The sequence below is a fragment of the Bifidobacterium simiarum genome, assembly GCF_002802905.1.
In the GTDB taxonomy this organism is placed as follows: Bacteria; Actinomycetota; Actinomycetes; order Actinomycetales; family Bifidobacteriaceae; genus Galliscardovia; species Galliscardovia simiarum.
This window is the reverse complement of sequence record NZ_PEBK01000002.1, coordinates 14439-31827: the sequence shown is the minus strand read 5'-3', so window position 1 is coordinate 31827 and position 17389 is coordinate 14439. Positions and strand designations below refer to the sequence as shown.

Genomic DNA, 17389 nt, shown 5'->3' with positions numbered 1-17389 from the left:
GTTGCCGGGCTCAGGCGAGCCGACAGGCGAGCATGGTGACGCGGTCGTAGACCGTCCGTTCCTGCTCGAAGGTGGCCGGCATATGCCGGTCGGATGAGGTGACGGACGAAGCTGCGCTTCGGGCCTTCGTTCGCCTGTCGGCTCACATTTCACCGATGAACGGCTCTGCCGTTCATCGGTGAAATCCTGTCGGCTCGCCTGAACCCTAAAAACGCCTCTGGCGTTTTCTTAACGGGTTCAATCCCGCAAGAATGGACGGTCCTTCGGCCGGCATTCTGTTTGCTCGCCTGTCGGCTCGCCTGAACCCTAAAAACGCCTCTGGCGTTTTCTTAACGGGTTCAGCCAAGCGGCCCGGAGCGTATCGCGAATCACATGCCCCCGCCGCCCCCACCAGAACGATGCGCGATCTGGGAGGATCTGAGGCGAGATCACCTACTCGACCTGTTCGCTGAGCTCCATCCACTCCGCTTCGAGGTCGTCACTCTCCGAGGCGATGGCCTGCATCTGCCCGTTGAGCTCGTTCAGACCTTCGAAGTCGGTGGGGTCGTGCGCCGCCATCTTCGCTTCAAGGTCGCTCTTCTGTTCCTCAAGCTTGGCGAGCTTGCGTTCGATGGCCGAAATGCGTCGGGTGATCTGATGGTATTCCTTGCCGGACAGCTTCGGCTTATCGTCGGTGTCGCCCGATCCATCGGCCTCCGTCGCGTTCGCCGCGGAACCCTGCGTCGACTTGCCGGCTCCGGAATCCGCTCCCGTCTTCTGCAGGTGCTCGACCATGTCGAGATAGTCCTGCACGCCTCCGGGCAGATGACGCACCTTGCCGTCGTACAGTGCGAACTGCTGATCGGTCACGCGCTCCAGCAGATACCGGTCGTGGGAGACCACGATCAGCGTGCCGGGCCAGGTGTCGAGCAGATCCTCCATCACGGCGAGCATGTCGGTGTCGAGATCGTTGCCGGGCTCGTCCATGATCAGCACGTTCGGCTCGTCCAGCAGGATCAGCAGCAGCTGCATGCGTCGCTTCTGTCCGCCGGAAAGATCACGGATCGGGGTCATCAGCTGCGCGGACTCGAATCCCAGACGCTCCATGAGCTGACCGGGCGTCACCTCCTTGCCGTCCACGATGTAGCTGGGCTTATATCGGCTGAGCACTTCCTTGATCTTGTACTTGCCCAGCTTCTCCAACTCGTCCAGTCGTTGGGAAAGCACGGCGAACTTCACGGTCTTGCCGATGTTCACATGGCCGGCGGTCGGGGTGAGCGTGCCGTCGAGCAGCTTGAGCAGCGTGGACTTGCCGGCGCCGTTCGCACCGACGATGCCGATGCGGTCGCCCGGGCCGATCAGCCAGGTCACATCGTCGAGGATCTTGCGGCCCGACACGGTCACACGCTGTGCGGCCGACGTGACCTCCGGCTTCACCTGCACTTCGGCAACGCCCTGTTCGCGGGCCAATGCCTCGGCTTCGGCGCGGGCCTTCGCCGCGGCCTCGACCGCCTCGGGCACGCCGGCGTCCACCAGACGGGGATCGGCCATCGTATCGACCGCGACCTCGATCGAGCCGTGCGGCTGCGGTTCGGCGTACATGGCGTTGACGAAATCCTCGGGCAGGCTGCCCTGTCCGTCGCCCGAACCGGCCGCGTCGCCGTTGCCCTCGTCGCCGGCCGTACGCGAATTCTTGGCGAAGATCTGCGTCACGTCGATGAGATCCACCACCTGCTTGCCCAGACGCGAGGTGGCCATCTGCTTGAGTTCGAGCGTATTGCGCACCGGCGGCACGTCGGCGATCAGCTCTCGTGCGGCCTTCACATGGAACTTCTGCTTGGTGGAACGGGCCCTTGCGCCGCGCGTGAGCCACGCCAGCTCCTTGCGGGCAAGGTTGCGGCGCTTCGTCTCGCGCACGTCGGCCTGACGGTCACGCTCCACGCGCTGCAGCATGTATGCGGAATAGCCGCCCTCGAACGGGTCGATCACCCCGTCGTGCACCTCCCACATCGAGGAGCACACCTCGTCGAGGAACCAGCGGTCGTGCGTCACCAGCAGCAGCGCGCCAGAACCGTTCGCCCAGCGGTTCTTCAGATGCTCGGCCAGCCAGTGGATCGTGACCACGTCGAGATGGTTGGTCGGCTCATCGAGCGCCAGAATGTCCCAGTCCTTGAGCAGCAGCCGGGCCAGATCGGCGCGCCGGCGCTGGCCGCCGGACAGCGAGCCGATGCGGGCGTTGAGGTCGATGCCGCCCAGCAACGCCTCCACGATCTCACGCGACTTGGTCTCGGCCGCCCACTCGTAGTCCTCGCGACCCTCGAGCGCGGCCTGACGCACCGTGGCGTTATCGTCGAGCGGATCGCGTTGGTCGAGCATGCCGAACGTCAGTCCGCCGCGCTTGGTCACCCGGCCGGAATCCGGCTCCTGCGTGCCGTTGAACAGGTGCAGCAGCGTGGACTTGCCGTCGCCGTTGCGGCCGACGATGCCGATGCGGTCGCCCTCGAACACACCTTGGGTCACATCGGTGAAGATGGTCTTCGTGGCGAAGGCGAGCGAAACGTGTTCCAATCCAAGATCATAAGTAGGCACAAACTACCAATCTACCGCCCGCCCAAGTCAAGGCCCCGCGGGCGATGGTGCCGGCCGTGGGCGCCGCGGGAGGGAATGCGGAAAAGCACGAAAGAAGTGCGAAAAGAATCGCGGTCTACTTGCGCAGTATGAGCTTCAGCTCGAACAGCAGGTCCTTCGGATGCCGTCGCAGACCTCTCGCCACGCGATACAGTGGCAGCAACGCCCGCTTCCACCATGTGCCGGCCCATTCGGGAAAATGCTGTTCCACCCATGATCTCGGCGGGTAGATTCGCCGCCATCCGTAGATCAGTCCTACGCGTGTCCGGCGTCCCTCACGTTGCGCGGCCTGACGTTGGCGATCGAAGCTCTTCGTGGCTCCGTTGCGTTTCGTGCCATACACTCCGCTTTCGATGATCTCCGCGAACAGCTGGCGCTCGCTCGGTCCGACGTGTCGCCGCCAGTCGCGCGGATGATCGAACAGGGCGAGAGACAATGATCGCACCATGGTCTCGAACTGGTCCAGTTCCAGCTTGCGCAGTTCGGCGTGAATGTAATCCCAGTCGAATCGTTCGCCGGTATTACCGTCTCCGGTGCCGCTGAATCTGCGGCAGAACACCGCTTCGTCGGCAAGGAACCGCAGTCCGAATCCCGAGGATCGGTAGTGCTTCATCATGTGGGCGATGTGGAATACGTATTCGTCATCCGGGCGGAAATGGAATCCGCCGGCGTGACCGTCTTCGGAGTTTCCGGAGCCTTCGTCGTCGGGGATCGCTAGCTGCCACGGATTGGCGTAATACCGGTTCATCGCATCGTCGTAATATCCCTGCGATCGTTCCGTATCGGTGACGATGCAGCGATGCAGCTCGAAATGGAGACCGCCTCGCACATAGGAGAGCTCCCGCTCCCATTCGGTCCGCTTATGGTATCCGTGTGCCTCCATAATCGATTTGGCGAGATCGCTGGCCTCAATCTCCTTTGCCTGGCGCTCGTCCGCATTGTTTCCGCGGAACCGCCACGCGCCAAGTGCATCGTCGTACTGCGTGAATCCGAACACCAGATCTTGATCGCCCATGGACCGCAGACCGGGCTGCGGATAATAGGTGGCGGTCACAATGCCCTTCAACGGCAGCCATGACAGTCCGGCGTTGCGGAAATCGGCCAATATGGACTCCCGATCCGCATCGTAGGCGAGCTGACGGAACAGGGTGAGATCGGCGTCGTTACGCCATTTCGCAGCGAGATCTTCCGGCAGCTGTTCGCGTATCGTCCCGCTCATGCCGGTCCAGGTCAAGGCCTCCACGCTGTGGAAGGCGGCCAGCTCGTAGAGCGAGACCCAATCCTTCGAGTTGATATCCTGCGAGTTGATATCGGACGGATCGGTATTACGCTGATCACCGTCGTCGTCCGGCCGATCCTCCCGTAGCGCCGCCGCGATCAGTTCGACCAGCTGATCACCCAGTCGCCGCAACTGGGCGGGTGGCATCTCCTCAGTGCGCGACGATATGTCGTGCTGTGTCATGATGGCCTCCAATATCTGAAATGTCTGATCGGCTGGGTGGAGCTGGCGGACGGTCACGCATGTCATCGCCGTCGGCATACCGCCATGATATCGACGTGGCCGATTTCCTGATACATGAGGCCGCATATCGTTGCGAGTCAATATCATTACGATTCAGTATCGGCATAGGTCAAGGAGCGGGGTACCGTCATGAGCAAATCCAGAAAACGATCCGTAAACAGTACCGTTGGTGGGCCCCGTTCCTCCCGACGAGATGGCGAACGAAACCGGCCGTCGGTCACCAAGCTCGGTAGCGGTCTCGCCGTGGGATTTTTCGTTGTCTTTGCGGCGATCGTGATCGTGGTGTCGCTGTTCGTCTCAGGCGTGTTCTCCGGTGACTCCTCGGGATCGGCTGCGAGCATCTCGTCGATCATGTCGTTGAGTGTCGCGTTGACTTCGGTCTGATCGTATGACGATGGCCGTGTTGTCTGGCCGGTTCTCGGTCCGTCATCGCGCCGTATGATGGCGGCATGACTGATTTTCTCATGCGTGTGGCCGGTCTCAATGTGGCGGTGCGGTCGGTATACGATCGAATCGCCCAACAGAGTGCCGACTATCTTTTGCCGTCGGCGGGGTTTGACAAGGACGCGGCGAAGGCGGATATCGTCGTTGACGTTTCGCAGGCCGATATCGACCACGAGCGTGAGATCGGGGAACCCGGCGACTGGAGCGATCCGTATCTGGAGACACTGGCCGTGTTCCGTAGGATCGCCGAGGTGGCACCTGGCTATCGGCGTCTGGTGTTTCACGGGGCCACGCTCGAATATCAGGGGAAGGCCTATATCTTCACCGCGCCGAGTGGGACCGGGAAGACCACGCATATTCGACTGTGGAAACAGGTGTTTGGCGATCGGGTTGACATCATCAACGGTGATAAGCCAATGCTGAAGGTTGATGATTCCGCCGATGACAACGGTTCCCGCGGGGAAATGGGAGCTGATCTCGGTCTTCGTGGCCGTGCGACTGTTACCGCCTACGGCACGCCGTGGGCAGGCAAGGAGCGTTGGCAGCGTAACGTCAACGCTCCGGTGGCGGGTATCTGCGTGGTGACCCGGGCTCGGGAGGAATCCAGGGAGCTCGACAATGAGTCGGCGTCGACCCGCACGGCATTCATGGACGATGACGGCGTGGCGAATACGTGCGAACGGATCGATGCGGCCGAAGCCATGCCATTGATTCTTCAGCAGACGTATATGCCGTCCGATCCTTCGAAGGCGGCCGATACGTTGGATCTGCTGGATACGGTGTTGCGCGAGGTTCCGGTATACCGACTGTCATGCACGATCAGCGAAGCCGCGGTAAAGGCCAGCGCGGGCGCCATGGTTGAGTAATCGGCTTCGGTGACGTTCGATCATAGACAGTAACCATATTTAAGCGTCTGGAATCGGGGGTGTATCGAGGGTATAGGGGTGTTATCATGGGGGTTGGTTGTAGGTAAGGCATGCATAACACTGCCGGCAACTACGTGATTTCACTGTTTTATTCCCAAGACGGAAGAGGGACATTAATGATGTCAGCTAGGATTTTGAAAGTAGGAACGGGGGTGTTTGCCGGCTTCGCGATGATCGCGGCTCTTGCCTCTGTCGCTCCTGCTTCATATGCAGCAGGAGATTCTAACGGGGGGGGGGGGGATACTGATATCGCAGTAACCCAACCGGCGGCATCGAAGAACGTAGCCACGGTTGATGGCGCGGCCTATCCGACATTGGCGGATGCCATTGCCGCCGCGCAGGCGGGTCAGACCGTGGTGATCACCGCCAATACGGACGAGCATGTCAGCATCGACAAAAAGCTCAACATCACAGCTGACAAGGGAGTCTCCTTCGCGGGTACCCTGACGTTCAACAAGGGCGCCGACGGCTCTTCGGTCAAGGGCGTGACCTTCGACCGTCCCGCGGCAGGTGCCGAAGGTACCTTCAATGCCGTGGCTTTGGAAAGCGTCACTAATGTGACGGTAAGCGGCAACGTCTTCAATTCCCCGAGTGCCCTGTTCCAAGGCAAGGAGTGGCAGTACAACGGCGTGTGGGTCCGTGGTTCCGCCAACTTCACCATTGCCGACAACGAGTTCAACCTCGGTCGTCTGAATGACACCAATGGCACCGGCACCGTGGCTGCCGATTCGAATTCGAATCAGGCCGTCAATCTGGTCGGCTGGGGAAACAACAACATTCATGACGTCACGATCAAAGGCAATCAGGTGACCGTGACGGCTCCTGCCGCCGATGCTACGAGGTCGGGTTCCATTCAGCTGCTGATCGCCATGGGCAACAGCAGCACTGAAGGCAAGTACGGCATTCAGAATGTGACCGTCGAAGGTAATACCTACAACGGTGCCGCGGACTCCGCCAACGCTCGTTTTGCCGGATTGGCCAATGTCAAGGGCATCAGGTTCGTCGGCAATACGGTGAGCAATGCCGCTGGCGGTATCTTCCAGAGCATCTGGCAGGGTTCGACCTCCTCCAGCGATGATGTTTCGATTTCCGCAGATACGTACACGAGCGTACAGAAGCCGTTTGCGGTAAACACGAACGAGGCCGTCGGTGCGCTGCTGACCGATGCCAGTGGCAAGACCACTTCGTACGGATGGATCGCTGATGCCGTCAAGGCCGCCAACGCGCAGGACGGCGCCACCATCACCGTGCTGAAGAATGTGAGCAACCACTCGCAGTACACCTTCAACACCAAGGTGACGTTCACCGCCGCACAGCCCGGTCTGACGTTCAACGGATCGATTCGTCTGAAGGCCAGCGGTTCCAAGGTGTCCAACCTCGGCTTCCTGATCGACAACAACGATCTGGTGTTCAAGGACGGCAAGCTTCAGTCCGGTAGCGTACAGCAGAGCGTGATCGTCTCCAACGGCGCGAAGGACGTTGAGATCACCGGCAACACGTTCTCCATTCCGAGCGTGTACAAGGGACAGGTCGATTTCCAGCCCAGCTCGATCTGGCTGGAGCAGGGCGTGAGCGGCACGAACATCCACGACAACACGTTCAAGCTTGGTCGTTCCCATTACAACTCCGCCGTCGGCATCAACTTTGTTGGCGGTACGACCCCCATCGCGGACACCACCGTCAATAACAACACGGTGACCTTCACCAAGGATGCTCCGAACGTGACGAGCGGCAGTGCCATGTTCGTCGTCGCCAACGGCAACACCGACGGCAAGTACGGCGTGCAGGGGATCACCGCTTCTGGCAATGTCGTCGATGGCACGGCTCTGCCCAATAAGAGCTATGCCGTGGCGATTTCCGACGTCAAGGGACTGCACCTGACCGACAACAAGGTCACCGGCACCTACATGGCGCTCAGCTACAGCTCCTGGCAGGGCAAGACCTCCGCCAGCACCGATATCGTGCTGAAGAAGAACGCGCTGAAGGACAACACGGCCGATGTCTACTTCAACCCCCTGTTCAACACCGGCAAGATGACCTCGAGGGACGTCGTCTATGGCAGTGGTGCTGATGCCAATGTGATCGTTCGTTCGACCTATGAGGCCAAGGCCCCGTACGTCAACGGTCTGGCATTCGCCGGCTGGTACACCGACTCGACGCTGTCCAAGCCTGCTCAGCAGGGTTCTAAGGACGTTGTCGCCTACCTGATCCCGGTTGAGCAGGCGTACAAGATCCAGTTCCTGGGAGGTTCGCTGCGCGTCGATACCCCGCAGGTCAAGGACACCGCCAACCTTCGCTTCAGCTACCGCACCAAGATGCTGGGCAAGAACCTGCAGTACCAGTCCGCTGGCTGGTCGTACACCATTCCTGGCATCAACAACTTCGATGCGACCGCCAAGAACCCGTACACCGATACCGAAGGCTACACCGTTAACAATCTGGTGCTCACCAATGTGCCGAAGGATCAGTACGACACCGCCATCAGGGTGCGTATGAGCCTGACGTACAAGACGCCCGACGGCACGTCCGTCACGGTATTCGACCCTGTCGAGCAGTCCCGTTCGGTGAATCAGGTGGCCAAGGCCATCGTTCAGGACGGCACCGTCTCCGGTGTGGTCAAGGACTACGCTCAGGGCCTTCTGGACGTCTCCGCGGCCCTTCGATAATACCCAAACCGAATAATCATCAAACCCAAGAAAAGCAAGGAGCATATTATGCAGAACACTGAATACACCAAGCCGTCGATGACCGTCATCGCGCTGACCGGCGCCGATATCGTCCGCACCAGCGCCGGCGACACCGACGTGCCGTGGCCGGGCACCGGCGTTTCCGCCAAGCAGTGATTTCGATCCGTTCATTCGCTGAACGATGATGACGAAGCAGGAGAAGGTCTCGGAATCAGTTTCCGGGGCCTCCTCCTCTCGTTTGTTGTGAAAGGATTTGATGATGCAGAAAGCATTGCATATGCGCAATGGCGCTGAATCATACGAGAAGCCGAACATGCATATCGTGCGGTTCGCCTCGAACGACATCGTGCGAACCAGCAGTGGCGCTCCGGGACCGGGTTGGCATTGGTGTTCGAACACCGGCACTTGGGCTGAACCCGAATGGTCCTGCTCGTACTGATCGGTACTTGTGCTCATCGTGCGCCTTAAGGCCCGGACTTCGTATCCGGGCCTTACTCATTGAAGACGTTATACACCGGCTGGGCCGTAATCTCATATGGGCATCGTCGGGATTCACCGGTATTCAGGGGGTTTATTGATATGGGAAAGCACGCAGACGATAGTGAACGACGTCGATCGCAGGCAGGTCGTGTCCGAATCAGGATCGGCATCGTCGTTGCGGCTGTAGTGGCGCTGATTGTCATTCTGGTCTTCGCATGGTCAGCGCTATCCACCGGCGGATCCGGGAGCCATTCGGGCACCGGGGAAAGCTCTTCCTCATCCCAATCAGGAAATGTGTCGTCGCCGTCGGCATCCGCCTCGACCGGAACGAATGGCGAAACCACAGGATCCCAGTCCGGACAGTCGGGGCAGCAGAACGGTCAATCCTCTGGTACCGAGGGCACGTCAACCGATCAGCAGAGCCAGAGCGGCAACGGTTACGGCGCGGTCGTGGAAGAGGACGGCGCAACCGGCGGAGCCACTGCGACCGGCGGATCCACTGCGACCGGCGGAGCCACGACGAAATCGAATGGCAGCGGCAACAGTTATGTGGACACCCCAGGTCTTTCCGGCAAGTCATCCGGCTCGTCCTCCTCGAAGAACAGTACGGGCAAGCAGGGTGATACCGATGTCAGCGGAGAGTCAGGCGTCGTCACGGAACGGGACGGTAGCCACTGGAGCAAATCCTACTGACGATCTGGGTGCGGTATCCACGGTATCGAGCGGTGCCGGCACGGTGAAATCGCGATGAAATGATGGTCTGGAACACGGATATGAAGTTGAAGAAGATCCTCGGTGAGTCGTCGTGGAAGGCGTATCGATGGCTGCTTGGCGTATGCGGCAAAGCCGTGTGGCTGGTGCTACTGCTTTGCGTGTTGCAGGCGGGCATGGCTTCGATCGGCGTGAGCTACGCGCTGCTCATGCGAGACGCCATTGATGCGGCGGTCGCCCATGATTCGGCACGATTTTGGTTTATGGGCGTGTTGTTCGGTTCGGTGCTGCTGGTGCAGATTCTGCTGCGCGCGGCATATGTCTACGTCGGGGAGCTTTCCCGATCGACGATGGACAACCGACTGCGATCCACGGTATTCGGCGGGATTCTCCGCTCCGATGCCGCGCATGCCTCCCGATATCATTCCGGTGAACTGATGAACCGACTCACTTCGGATATCACCGTGGTATCCGAAGCGGTCACCACACTGGCTCCGGTGGCGGTATCGATGGCCATCCGCATAGTGGGCGTCATCGCCGTGATGTTCCTGCTTTCGCCCGCGCTCACCGGTGTGTTTGTCGCCGCCGGCCTGATGATGACCATATTCTCGGTGCTGTTGCGCGGATGGCTGAAACGGCTTCACAAACGGGTGCAGGAGGCCGAGGGCCGTGTTCGCTCGTTCATGCAGGAATGCCTGGAAAGTCTGCTGGTGATCCAGTCGTTTGGCGTTGGCACGAAAATGCTGGATTGGGCCGGTCGTCGCATGGCCGATCATCAGCGGGCCCGTCTCCGTCGTGTGGCGGCCAGTGACCTCGCTTCCACAGGCTTGAACGTCGCCATGCAGGGCGGATATCTAATCGGCTTCCTGTGGTGCGGATATGGTCTGCTGCACGGCACGATCAGCTACGGCACTCTGATGGCCGTGATCCAGCTCATTGCGCAGATCCAATCGCCCTTCGCTGCGCTGGGCGGCATGTTCCCCCAACATGCGGCCATGCTCGCCAGCGTCGAGCGGCTGATCGACGTGATGCCGAAACGGGATGGCGAACTTTCGACAAATGGCTCGGCCACGGCGTCTACGGCCCCGTCTCCCGACGATCTGATGGCCCTGCGATTCAACCACGTAGACTTCACCTACGGGCGCAATCAGGTGCTGCGCGGTTTCTCCGTTGAGATTCCGCGTGGACAGTTCGTGGCGATCACCGGTCGTAGCGGTATCGGCAAGAGCACGGTGATGAAACTGCTGCTTGGCGCCTACGTGCCGCAGTCGGGCACGATCAGGTTCGAGATGACCTCTGGCCGGTGGATTCCCCCGACACAGGCCCCTCGCGGACTGTTCGCCTACGTACCGCAGGGCAACGGTCTCATGTCCGGGACCATTCGCGAAGTGGTGGCGTTTGCGGATCCTCACGCCGACCCCAACCATATTGATGACAAGTGTGTGCGATGGGCCTGCGAGGTCGCTGATGCGGCGGGATTCATCGAGGCGCTTCCCGGGCGGTACGACACCATGCTCGGCGAACGGGGAGCCGGACTATCCGAAGGCCAGATGCAGCGGTTGTCGATCGCACGTGCGCTGTATAGCCGTGCCCCGGTACTGCTGCTGGATGAATCCACATCGGCTCTCGACGTCGCCACGGAACGGGCCGTATTGGAGCGGATCCGCGCCCTGCACGACAAAACCGTACTGATCGTGACCCACCGAGCCGAGGTGCTGGAGTATTGCGACCGGACGATCCGGCTTGGTCGGTCGAACGACATCGAAAACGGAATCAACAACGACATCAACAGAAAGGAACGATGATGAGAATCAAGGATGGATTCGTGCTGCGTGAGGTGGCCGGACAGGGAGTGGTGATCGCCACTGGAGAAGCAAGCAGGGATTTTCACGGGATGATCCGGCTCAACGGTACGGGGGAGATGATCTGGAAGTCGCTGGCCGACGGCCGCAGCGAGGAACGGATCGTCGAGGAACTGACTGAACGATTTGACATCACCGAGGAGCAGGCGAAGACCGACGTGACCGCATTTGTTCGGCAGATGCGAGACAACGGGTTCCTCGTTGACTGAGCGGGCGTGGTCCGAGGATATCGAGCGGATCCTCGAGACCGAAGGATTGTTCGTCTCCACCACATCCGGCACGAGCATGTGGCCGATGCTGCGCGATCGACGCGATACGATCATCATCAGGCCGATTGCGGACGTTCGTCCGGACGGTGTGCTGCACAAGTATGACGTACCGCTGTACCGCCGGGAAACCGACGGCGCATATGTGCTGCATCGGGTGATCGGAGTCAGTGGCGCGCGGTCCGAAACACGGTATGTGATTCGGGGAGACAACACCTACACGCCGGAATATGTTCGTCCTGATCAGGTGATCGGCGTGTTGTCCGACTGCTACCGGGGGAATCGGCGGATCGACCTCGGCGGGCGGCCATACCGTCTGTACGTGCGATGCTGGGTGGCGATCTATCCGATTCGGCATTGTTGTCGGCTGCTGAGGGGCGCGCTGGCCCGCACCCCGCTCAAGGGCCTGTATCGGGCCTGTACCGGACGTTGAGCGGGGTACTCAGGGAATTTATTACGCAGTGTTGTTCGTCGCGCCTTACCGGGCGGCGTCGAGGGATTTGGCGTAGGTGGAGCAGCGGGCGGCGAAGCTGGAGAACACCGATTCGGCCAGCGGCATGAGCCGCGGATTGTATTCGGCGAAGTCGTCGCGCAGCTTCTCGACGCTTACGCCGGCCTTCTTCGCGTCCTTGACCATCGAGGGCTCGCTGAGCCACTCCTCGAACAGCGTGGCGGTGACCTCCAGATGGAACTGCAATCCCAGCGCGGTGCCGGCGCGGAACGCCTGCACCTTGGTCAGCGGGCTGCGGGCGAGCACCTGGGCGCCGGCCGGCAGCGTCACCACGTCGTTGTGCCAGTGCAGCACCTCGAGGCTCTTGGACCACATCGAGAAGTAGTCGTGCTGCTCAATGCGGGTGATCGGCGCGAATCCGATCTCCGGGGCCTTGCCCTGCTTGAGCTTGCCGCCCAGCGCACCGGCGATGATCTGATGGCCGAGGCAGATGCCGAGCACCGGCTTGCCCACCGCCACGGCGGCCTTCACCAGCTTCGCCTCCGCCTTGAGGCCCGGGTACTTGTCGTAATCCTGGGCGCCCATCGGCCCGCCCATGATCACCACGCCGGCCACGTCCTTGAAATCGGGCAGGTCGGGCTTTTTCTTCTTGGCGATGTTGAGAATCTGCGTGGGTACGTACATCTCTTCGAGGTTGTCGAGGATGCGTCCGGGTTTTTCCCACTCAACGTGTTGAAAAATCAGTACCTGAGATTGCGACATACCTCCATTGTGGCACCTCGAACGACATGTCACACGCGAAATGTCGCATTCGCAACGTAGTGATGTGGCGGACTGCGGGGTTTGCCCCGGCGGGTCGTCGGATCGCGATCCGGAACCGAGCCGAGCCGAATCGCAGCGCCGTGGCCACGAGGAGCGAACCATAAACGAAACGTATGGGGAAAGCCTTGCGCGTTGTCGTATTGCAAAAGTACGCTCGTGAATATGACAGATACCCCAAAAGCGCTTGATTTCAACGATTCCGTGGCGAAGGGACTTCACCTGTACGACACCGCCACCCATCGCGTCACCCCGTTCGTTCCGCTGAAGCCCGGCCGGGTCGGCATCTACGTGTGCGGTGCCACCGTGCAGAGCTCGCCGCATGTGGGACACATCCGCGCCGCCGTGGCGTTCGACGTGGTTCGCCGCTGGATGCTCCGACTGGGGTACAAGGTCACGTTCGTGCGCAACGTCACCGACATCGACGACAAGATCCTCGACAAGGCCGCCGCGGCCGGCCAGCGCTGGTGGGAGCGCGCCTACATCTACGAGCGCGAGTTCACCGCCGCCTACGAGACGCTGGGCGTGCTGCCGCCTACCGTGGAGCCTCGCGCTACCGGGCACATCCTCGACATGGTCGAGCTGATCCAGCGCATCATCGACAACGGCCACGGCTACGTGGTCACCGACGCCGACGGCAAGCCCACCGGCAACGTGTACTTCGACGTGCCGAGCTGGCCTCATTACGGCGAGCTGACCCATCAGAAGCAGGGTGAGGGCGTCGAATCAGACGCCGCCTCCGAAGTGACCGACCGCATGGGTCCGAGCGTGGACGCCGCCGGCGACGACAAGTACAATCCCGTCGACCCCGCCGATGCCTCGCCCGACAAGCATGATCCGCGAGACTTCGCGCTGTGGAAGGCCCCGAAGGACACCGACCCGGAGGACGCCCGCTGGGCCACCCCGTTCGGCGTCGGACGCCCCGGCTGGCACATCGAATGCTCCGCCATGAGCCACCGCTACCTCGGCGACGGCTTCGACATCCACGGCGGCGGCCTCGACCTGCGCTTCCCCCACCACGAGAACGAGATGGCGCAGACCCGTGCCGCCGGCTTCCCCTCGGCCAACCTGTGGATGCACTCCGCATGGGTGACCGCCAAGGGCGAGAAGATGAGCAAGTCGCTGGGCAACGGTCTCTCGGTGCCGGTGGTGCTGGCCGAGCATTCCGCCTGGGTGGTGCGTTACGCGCTGGCCAGCGTGCAGTACCGTTCGATGCTCGAATGGGGCGATCAGACGCTTGCCGAGGCGCAGTCCGCCTACGACCGCGTGAGCAACTTCGTCGAGCGCGCGGGTGCGGCCATCGGTGAGCAGCCCGCATGGGACGAGATCGCGTCGGTCCCGGCCGCCGATCTGCCCGAGGACTTCGTGACGGCGATGAACGACGACGTGAACGTGGCCGGCGCCACCGCCGCGATCTTCACCGCGGTGCGCAATGGCAACACCCTGCTGAGCAAGCTGGACGACGCCGCCGATTCCGCGGCCGCGAAGGCCGAGGTCCGTTCCGTGCTCGTGTCGGTGCGCGCGATGCTCGACACGCTCGGCCTCGATCCGCTCGCCCCGCAGTGGGTCTCCTCCGGCGACGTGAACGGCGAGGGCTCGAAGGAGCATGAGGTGCTCGACGCCCTGATCTCCGAGCAGCTCGAGGCCCGCGCCCAGGCCCGCAAGGACCGCGACTTCGCCAAGGCCGATGCAATCCGCGACGCCCTCGCCGCGGCCGGCATCGCCATCGAGGACGGCCCCAGCGGCTCAGTGTGGAGCCTGAAGTAAGGTCCTGAAGTAGGGTTCCGAAAAAACAAAGCCTCACAACTCGACTCCGTACCGGCCAAAACCGGCCGAATACGGGGTAATCAATCGAGTTGTGAGGCTTTATTTTTCGATACTCTTACCGGCCCTTAATTTCCGAGCCGACGACCTTCTCGCTCAGCGCCTTCGGACCGCGGCTCAGCGCCACGGAGCCGGAACGCACCAGCTCGATGATGCCGTAGTCGGCCAGCAGCGCCAGCAGCGAGTCGAGCTTGGCCTCCGAGCCGGTGGCCTCGATCACCAGCGACTCGGGATGCATGTCGACCACGCGCACGCGGAAGGTCTGCACGATCTCCAGCACGTCGGAACGGGTCTTCGCGTCGGCGGAGACCTTCACCAGCACCAGCTCGCGATCCACGGTGTCCTCCGGGTCGAGCTCTACGATCTTGAGGACGTGCAGCAGCTTGTTGAGCTGCTTGATGATCTGCTCCAGCGGAATCGTGGCCACCTCGGCGGTCACCGTCACGCGGGAGATGTCCGGACGCTCGGTGGGGGAGACGGACAACGAATTGATGTTGAACGCACGGCGGGCGAACAGTCCGGCGATGCGGGCCAGCACGCCGGGACGGTTCTCCACCAGCACCGACAGGGTGTGGCGGGAGGCGCCGGGCTGAGAAGCGGGATAATTTGCCATTTGCTTACCTCAAATCTTCCTTGCTACCAATCACGATCGATGGCATGAACCTGCGGCCTGCGCCGGCGGCTCACGCATCCTGCCCGTCGGCGTCGTTGCTGTCGGCGGCGAGCGGTGCGGTCCGGCCCTTGAGCGGCTGGATGCCCGGCTTGTACGTCACATCGCTGTTCGAGGCGCCGGCGGCGACCATCGGCCACACCATGGCGTCCTTCCACACGCGGAAGTCGATCAGCACCGGACGGTCGTTGATCTCATTGGCCTTGCGGATGCACTCGATGGCCTCTTCCTCGGTGAACGCGCGGAGCCCGACGCAGCCGTACGCTTCGGCGAGCTTCACGAAATCGGGCACGTCCATGATCTCGCCGGCCGCGGTGTCCGAACCGATCACGTCGCCCTTGTGGGCCTCGCCGTCCATCAGGTTGGTGGCCGAGTAGTGGTTCTTGTAGAACAGGGTCTGCCACTGGCGGACCATGCCGTACACGGAGTTGTTCAGGATCGCGATCTTCACCGGCAGACGGTTGAAGAAGCAGGCGGCCAGCTCCTCGGAAAGCATCTGGAAGCTGCCGTCGCCGTCGATCAGCCACACCGGCTTCGGATGCTCGGTCTCGTGCTGGGCGCCGACCTCCGCGCCCATGGCGGCGGGCAGGCCGTAGCCCATGGTGCCGAGGCCGCCGGAGGAGATCCACGAGTTCGGGTTGTGGAAGTTGATGAACTGCGCGGCCCACATCTGGTGCTGGCCCACGCCGGTGACCCAAATCGTGTTCGGGTCGGCCTGACGGCTCAGCTCCTGCACCACCCACTGCGGGGCGAGCGTGCCGTCGGGGGACTGGTCGTAGGTCATCGGGTACTTTTCGAGCCACTCGTTGATCTGATCCCACCATGCGCCCAGATCGGGCTTGCCGTTGATGGCCTGGGAGCGGTGGATCTCGGCGATCAGGTCGGTGAGCACGGTGGACACGTCGCCGACGATCGGCACGTCGGCCTGACGGTTCTTGCCGATTTCGGCCGGATCGATGTCGATGTGGATCACGCGGGCGCTGGGCGCGAAGTCGGGCAGCGAGCCGGTGACACGGTCGTCGAAACGGGCGCCGATCGCCACGAGCAGATCGCACTGCTGCACGGCGCCGGTGGCGGCGATCGTGCCGTGCATGCCCAGCATGCCGAGTACGTGATCGTCGGATTCGGGCACGATGCCGCGGGCGGGCAGCGTGGTCACGATCGGCGCGTCGGTGACGTCGCTCAGCGCCTTGACCAGCTTGCCGGCCTTGGAACGCACCGCGCCGCCGCCGACGTACAGCACCGGGCGGTACGACTGGCTGAACAGCTTCGCCGCGTTGGACAGTACGCGACCGTGGGCTTTGACGGTCGGATTGTAGCCGGGCAGGATCAGCCGCTGCGGCCAGGAGTAGAACAGATCCTCGGTCTGAGCGGTCTTGGTCAGATCGACCACCACCGGGCCGGGTCGGCCGGTGCTGGCGATGTGGTAGGCCTCGGCGAGCACGCGGGGGATGTCCTGCGCGCGGGTGACCAGATACGAGTGCTTGACCACGGGGTAGGTGATGCCGACGATGTCCGCCTCCTGGAAGGCGTCGGTGCCGATGGCGTTCACGCCCACCTGACCGGTGATCACGACCATGGGGACGGAGTCCATGTTCGCGTCGGCGATGGCGGTGACCACGTTGGTGGCGCCGGGGCCGGACGTGACGATGCACACGCCGACCTTGCCGGTGGAGATGGCGTAGCCTTCGGCGGCGTGGCCGGCGGCCTGCTCATGGCGCACCAGCACGAAACGGAACTTGGTGTCGTCGTTGATGGCGTCGTATACCGGCAGGATCGCGCCGCCGGGCAGGCCGAAGACATCCTCGACGCCCAGATCCTCCAGCGTGCGGACGACCGCCTGAGCGCCGGTCATCTTCTCACCGTTGACGATGCGCTTGTCTGCCGACAGCTTCTCGACGGGGGCCTTGGGAACTGCACTGAATGCCTGCAGAGGCGTGGGCGTAGCCATATCTTCCTCTCATCCTCGGCACGCCTTGCGGCATGCGTGATCTACGTAACGGAAACAGGATATAACCGAACCGATCTTCGCCGCGTGGGGTATACGCTATGCGGACCGTTCGGGAAGGAGCGCGCCGGCGCTTGTGGCGTCGGCGGTGCGGTCATGGGGACCAGTGTAG

General features: G+C 62.0%; 14 protein-coding genes. 9 read left to right on the top strand and 5 right to left on the bottom strand.

All coding sequences use genetic code 11. The features are described from left to right. Positions 1–432: 432 nt before the first annotated feature. Together CSQ87_RS02260 and CSQ87_RS02255 are read right to left on the bottom strand one after the other, a co-directional pair. Positions 433–2568, bottom strand: a complete 2136-nt coding sequence (locus CSQ87_RS02260) for an ABC-F family ATP-binding cassette domain-containing protein (protein WP_100512269.1) — start codon at positions 2566–2568, stop codon at positions 433–435. Positions 2569–2683: 115 nt separating this feature from the next. Continuing rightward, a complete protein-coding gene (locus tag CSQ87_RS02255; protein WP_133122321.1) occupies positions 2684–4069 on the bottom strand; it encodes a nucleotidyltransferase domain-containing protein in 1386 nt (461 codons plus the stop codon). A 189-nt stretch (positions 4070–4258) separates the two neighbouring features. On the opposite strand from CSQ87_RS02255, the gene CSQ87_RS10750 reads away from it, so the two are divergent. The 8 genes from CSQ87_RS10750 to CSQ87_RS02225 all read left to right on the top strand — a co-directional run bounded on the left by CSQ87_RS10750 (position 4259) and on the right by CSQ87_RS02225 (position 11938). Beyond that, positions 4259–4513: a hypothetical protein gene (locus CSQ87_RS10750; RefSeq protein ID WP_133122320.1), complete on the top strand. Its 255-nt coding sequence runs from the start codon at positions 4259–4261 to the stop codon at positions 4511–4513. A 65-nt stretch (positions 4514–4578) separates the two neighbouring features. Continuing rightward, positions 4579–5439, top strand: a complete 861-nt coding sequence (locus CSQ87_RS02245; protein WP_100512266.1) for a hypothetical protein — start codon at positions 4579–4581, stop codon at positions 5437–5439. A 374-nt stretch (positions 5440–5813) separates the two neighbouring features. Next, positions 5814–8165: a right-handed parallel beta-helix repeat-containing protein gene (locus tag CSQ87_RS02240; RefSeq protein ID WP_100512265.1), complete on the top strand. Its 2352-nt coding sequence runs from the start codon at positions 5814–5816 to the stop codon at positions 8163–8165. A 48-nt stretch (positions 8166–8213) separates the two neighbouring features. Further along, the gene (locus CSQ87_RS11200) at positions 8214–8342 is read left to right on the top strand and encodes a hypothetical protein (protein ID WP_276310745.1); all 129 of its coding nucleotides are present in this window, start codon (positions 8214–8216) and stop codon (positions 8340–8342) included. A 423-nt stretch (positions 8343–8765) separates the two neighbouring features. After that, the gene (locus CSQ87_RS10745) at positions 8766–9359 is read left to right on the top strand and encodes a hypothetical protein (RefSeq protein ID WP_133122319.1); all 594 of its coding nucleotides are present in this window, start codon (positions 8766–8768) and stop codon (positions 9357–9359) included. Positions 9360–9439: 80 nt separating this feature from the next. After that, positions 9440–11182, top strand: a complete 1743-nt coding sequence (locus tag CSQ87_RS02235; protein WP_165776698.1) for an ABC transporter ATP-binding protein — start codon at positions 9440–9442, stop codon at positions 11180–11182. After that, a complete protein-coding gene (locus CSQ87_RS02230) occupies positions 11182–11448 on the top strand; it encodes a PqqD family protein (RefSeq protein ID WP_100512263.1) in 267 nt (88 codons plus the stop codon). Before CSQ87_RS02235 ends, CSQ87_RS02230 begins: the two co-directional genes overlap by 1 nt. Continuing rightward, entirely contained in the window at positions 11441–11938 is a 498-nt protein-coding gene (locus CSQ87_RS02225) for a S24/S26 family peptidase (RefSeq protein WP_100512262.1), read from the top strand. Before CSQ87_RS02230 ends, CSQ87_RS02225 begins: the two co-directional genes overlap by 8 nt. A gap of 45 nt (positions 11939–11983) precedes the next feature. On the opposite strand, the gene CSQ87_RS02220 is transcribed toward CSQ87_RS02225, so the two are convergent. Beyond that, a complete protein-coding gene (locus tag CSQ87_RS02220) occupies positions 11984–12718 on the bottom strand; it encodes a type 1 glutamine amidotransferase (protein ID WP_100512261.1) in 735 nt (244 codons plus the stop codon). Positions 12719–12940: 222 nt separating this feature from the next. Between CSQ87_RS02220 and cysS the strand changes: the two genes are divergently transcribed. Then, positions 12941–14542 (top strand): cysteine--tRNA ligase, encoded by a 1602-nt coding sequence (cysS, locus tag CSQ87_RS02215; RefSeq protein WP_100512260.1) that lies wholly within the window; start codon positions 12941–12943, stop codon positions 14540–14542. Between the two features lie 115 nt (positions 14543–14657). On the opposite strand, the gene ilvN is transcribed toward cysS, so the two are convergent. Continuing rightward, a complete protein-coding gene (gene ilvN / locus CSQ87_RS02210) occupies positions 14658–15212 on the bottom strand; it encodes an acetolactate synthase small subunit (protein ID WP_100512259.1) in 555 nt (184 codons plus the stop codon). A gap of 70 nt (positions 15213–15282) precedes the next feature. After that, positions 15283–17220, bottom strand: a complete 1938-nt coding sequence (locus CSQ87_RS02205) for an acetolactate synthase large subunit (RefSeq protein WP_100512258.1) — start codon at positions 17218–17220, stop codon at positions 15283–15285. Positions 17221–17389: the final 169 nt, after the last annotated feature.